Annotated in this window: 2 protein-coding genes; both read right to left on the bottom strand. The window is 43.7% G+C overall.

From position 1 onward, the window contains the following. Positions 1-620, bottom strand: a 620-nt coding sequence (locus B2V92_RS05270) for a SusD/RagB family nutrient-binding outer membrane lipoprotein (protein ID WP_293305373.1), incomplete at its 3' end; no start/stop codon positions are given. A 12-nt stretch (positions 621-632) separates the two neighbouring features. Then, the gene (locus B2V92_RS05265; protein ID WP_293305370.1) at positions 633-3,899 is read right to left on the bottom strand and encodes a SusC/RagA family TonB-linked outer membrane protein; all 3,267 of its coding nucleotides are present in this window, start codon (positions 3,897-3,899) and stop codon (positions 633-635) included. Positions 3,900-4,093: the final 194 nt, after the last annotated feature.

Genomic DNA, 4,093 nt, shown 5'->3' with positions numbered 1-4,093 from the left:
GCAGGAATATTTAACTGAACGGTAAGTGCAAGCCTTAATCTTAATGAGTTGGCAAATTTTTTCCATTTGGTGAGGTCGCCGCCGTATAAAATATCAGGGCTAAACTTATCGCCCGTAACCACAATCGCATCAGATGCCGCTTTTAAACGGGTTAACAGGCTGGCATAAATGCTGTTTTCATCATCGTAACCTACTGAAGGGGTCATCTCCAACGCTTTACTGTAAGGCACCGGTCCGTAAGTTCCCACCATCATGGCATATACATAACATTCCCATATATTGAGGATCTGGATGCGGTTAGCATAACCGGGATTATTTTTATACAGTTCGCGGAGCTGTTTTAAATTACCCAATACCTCCACATAGGTTTGTTGCCAATAGGTATCGTTTCCGCCATTGTAACGGCCGCTTTTATTGATGATATGGCTATATTCCCATAAAAAATCAACGTTATTGTTGCCCATCAGGTCGGCGGTACGTTTTACTGTACTCGAAAACACCGGCTCTGCATCTGGTGTTAAAAACTGGGCGGGATTGGTATTAATTTCTTCAAAATCTTTGGTACAGGACGATAATATCCCGATGGCCATAAAACTGAGTATGTATATAATCTTTTTCATTTCTCTTTATCCTTAAAATGATACTTTTAAATCGAATCCGTAGTTAACAAAAGGCAACGATCCACCCTGCTCCAGCCCGAGCGCATTGCCCGAAGTATTGGCGGATTCAGGATCGATTCCCCTTGGCGTTTTTTTATAGATCGTCCATACATTCCGGGCTACGAATGAAAGCCTTGCCGATTGGAGTGGGGTTTTAAGCAACCACCTAGATGGTGCGGTGAAACCAAAAATTAACTGGTTCAGTTTAACGTAGGAAGCATCGTAGATCATCAAACTGGCCATGTTTTGTGCATTTGGCCAATAAATAAATGGATTTACGCTGATTACGTTAACTTTATCGGCAATCATCCGGCCATTGGCATCAAGGATGAGGTTACCGCTTGCATCCCTTTTGGGGCTGTATCCCACCGTTTGCATCCCTTTTCTACGGGCAGCATCGGGATAAGGTTTATTATAAAGCTGTGTGATACCCGCGAGTTCGGTTCCACTTTCGCCCAGAATCACATTACTGAAATAGAAATCGTCGCGGCCATCGATACTCATTAAAGAAGTCCCCAAGAAATTGGCCTGGGTCTGACTGCCTGAATAAAGGCTTCCGCCCATTTTTACCGATACGTTAAAACTGAAATCGAAGTTTTTATACCTCACATTAGAACCAATCGACCCTAACCATTTGGGCTGAAAATTGCCCAGGTATACATCAGCATCAGGATATGGCCTGCCATAAGAAGTACCGGCACTGGCAACATCGTTTACAATTACTTTCCCTGAGGCATCACGGTAAAAATCTATCCCCAGTAAATCGCCGATCGGTCTGCCCACAATGGCATTCACACTTACATTGTATATACCGCCCAACCTGAATTTATTGATCCCTTCGGCCAATGAAACTACTTTATTGCGGTTGGCCGACCAGTTGGCGATAACACTCCAGGTTACATTTTTGGTTTTAATTGGCGTAGCATTTAAGGTAAGCTCCATACCTTTATTTTCAATTTCACCGGCATTTACAATCCTGTTGGTGAAACCAGTTTCAACGGGCACCTGCGAATCGAAGATCTGGTTGGAAGTTTTCGATTTATAAACCGTAGCATCTAAACTTAACCGATTGTTCAAGAACCTTAATTCGAGTCCAAGCTCTGTTGAAGATGTTTGCTCCGGTTTGAGATCAGGGTTTTTAAAGGTGTTTTCGTAATTCAGGATCGGCAATCCATTAAAAATCCCATCGGTTTGGAAGGAAGAGCGCAAAGCATAAGGATTGGTATCTTTACCCACTTTAGCGAAAGAAGCCCTGATTTTTCCAAAGCTTAAAATTGATTTGGCCGGTATTTTAAAGAAATCGCTGAATACAAAACTACCACTTACCGAGGGGTAAAAGAACGACCAGTTCTCCGGCCCTAAGGATGACGACCAGTCGTTACGTCCGGTTACATCCAGGAACAGGTAATTGTTATAACCAATGGTTGCGGTACCAAAAATCGAATTTTTCCTGAATTTGGATGGATTTTCGGAAATGGTTGGCAGCACGGCCGAGTTGGCCATATTCATCATATCGTGGATCTGCAGGGAGTTGGTTTGCCCCGTTACCCTTAAAGTATTCCGGTTGTTTAAGTTCCCTCCCAGGTTGGCCGAAAGGCTAAAGTGTTTGTTGAGGTTTTTATTGTACATCAAAAGCCCTTCAATATTCCAGTTCTGATTATTGTCGGTAAATTCGCGGTACTGCCCCAACGGGTTTCTCAAACCTCCTTTATCAATAAATACCATGGCATTGCCAAAAGTAAGATCGGCAGCAATCTGCGTTCTGAATTTCAGGTCTTTTAACAGGCCAATAGTTGCAGTTACGCCACCAATTACCCTGTTCTTTTTATCGGCATTGTAATTTTCGTTAAGCGACCAGTAAGGGTTTTCGTATCCCTGCTGACTGGTTGCGGTATAGGCAAATGAATTGCCGCTGGCATCTTTCCAGGGGATGAGGTCGTTGGTACGGAAACTCCTCATCATTACAGCTGCAGCATTCATGGGGCTGTTTACATCCAGGTTCCTCGAAACACGGTTTTCAACTTTCTCATCAAAATATTGCAACCTGGTATCGATCCTTAACCATGGCGAAAAGTTTTTAGATCCATTTAAAGCCAGGTTATGCCTGTTTACGATATTTTGTCCTTCTATTACATCGTTACCATTGGTGTAGGTATAAGAGGCCCTGAAAGATGAAGTACCATCGCCAGCGCTAAATGACAGGTTCTGTACGCCTGTGAAACTGGTATTGTAAAAATCGGTCACGTTATTGGGCTGTGGACGGTACTCGCCCGGTACGCCAGAATAAGAAGCATAAGGCTGCCCCAACATGGGCGCACCAAAACTCCGCGTATCGTTACCCATGCGCATGGTTGGCGCAGCCGGATTGCTTAAATCGATCCTGTTGGTATTGGCCATGTGGCTATCGGCCCCTTCTCCATAAACATTCTGGTATTCGGGGTATTCGGAAATGGTATTCATCATTACATTTGAGTTGAAGGAAATACCAAAACCTTTACTCTTTTTTCCTTTTTTAGTGGTGATCAAAATCGCACCATTTGCTGCACTCGATCCGTAAAGGGCAGCAGCATTTGGTCCTTTTAAAACCTCCATACTTTCAATATCGTCGGGATTTACGGCACTGGCACCGTTACCATAATCGAGGTTACCGATGCCCCCGTTCTGTCCGTGGGAGTTATCGATCGGGATACCATCAACTACCCAAAGTGGTTCGTTATTGCCCGATACAGAATTGATCCCCCGTAAAAGCACCTTGGTTGACCCGGTAGCCTGACCACTGGTGATGATCTGTAAACCTGCAACTTTGCCTTCGAGCATGTTCGTGATGTTAATGTCGCGGGCTTCGGTCAGTTCGTCGGTATTGATACCCTGCCTCGCGTATCCCAGTGATTTAGAATCGCGGCTGATGTTGAGTGCGGTTACCACTACCTCGTTCAGGTTAGAGGCATCTTCTGTTAAGCGGATAACCAATGTTTGTTTGCCATCTACATTTATGGCCTGTGTTTTATAACCTACATACCCTACATTTAATACAGCCGTTTTGGCGTTTGGTACGGTAATGCTGAATTCGCCTTTTGAGTTGGTAGAGGTTCGGACGGTAGATTCTTTTAGGGATAGTGTTGCCCCGGGTAAGCCCTTACCCGTTTCATCTAAAACCCTTCCTTTAATGATAACACCCTGCCCGAAGCTCGTAAAGGCTACAGCGCATGCCATCATCAGCATGAGTAGTTTCAATTTCATATTTGGTTTATATTTGGTTCGTTATTGACAGTGAAATTCGCATTCTCTAATTAAAAAAAGCTTAATAATTGATTAATTAAATGCAGAATGCAGTGTTTTTTGAAATAAATTGGAGATGTCCGTAGATTGTGGGATAAAGAGATTTCCCATGAATGAGTGACTCATGTTACAAACCGTCATTTCGACTGAAGCGC

This window comes from Pedobacter sp. UBA5917, assembly GCF_002432345.1.
GTDB lineage: Bacteria > Bacteroidota > Bacteroidia > Sphingobacteriales > Sphingobacteriaceae > Pedobacter.
The sequence above is the reverse complement of the archived record's forward strand: the minus strand, read 5'-3'. Positions and strand labels throughout refer to the sequence as shown.

Bases quoted from the DNA above. Each gene is read 5' to 3' on its own strand.
- B2V92_RS05265 (WP_293305370.1), bottom strand. From the start codon at position 3,899: ATGAAATTGAAACTACTCATGCTGATGATGGCATGCGCTGTAGCCTTT.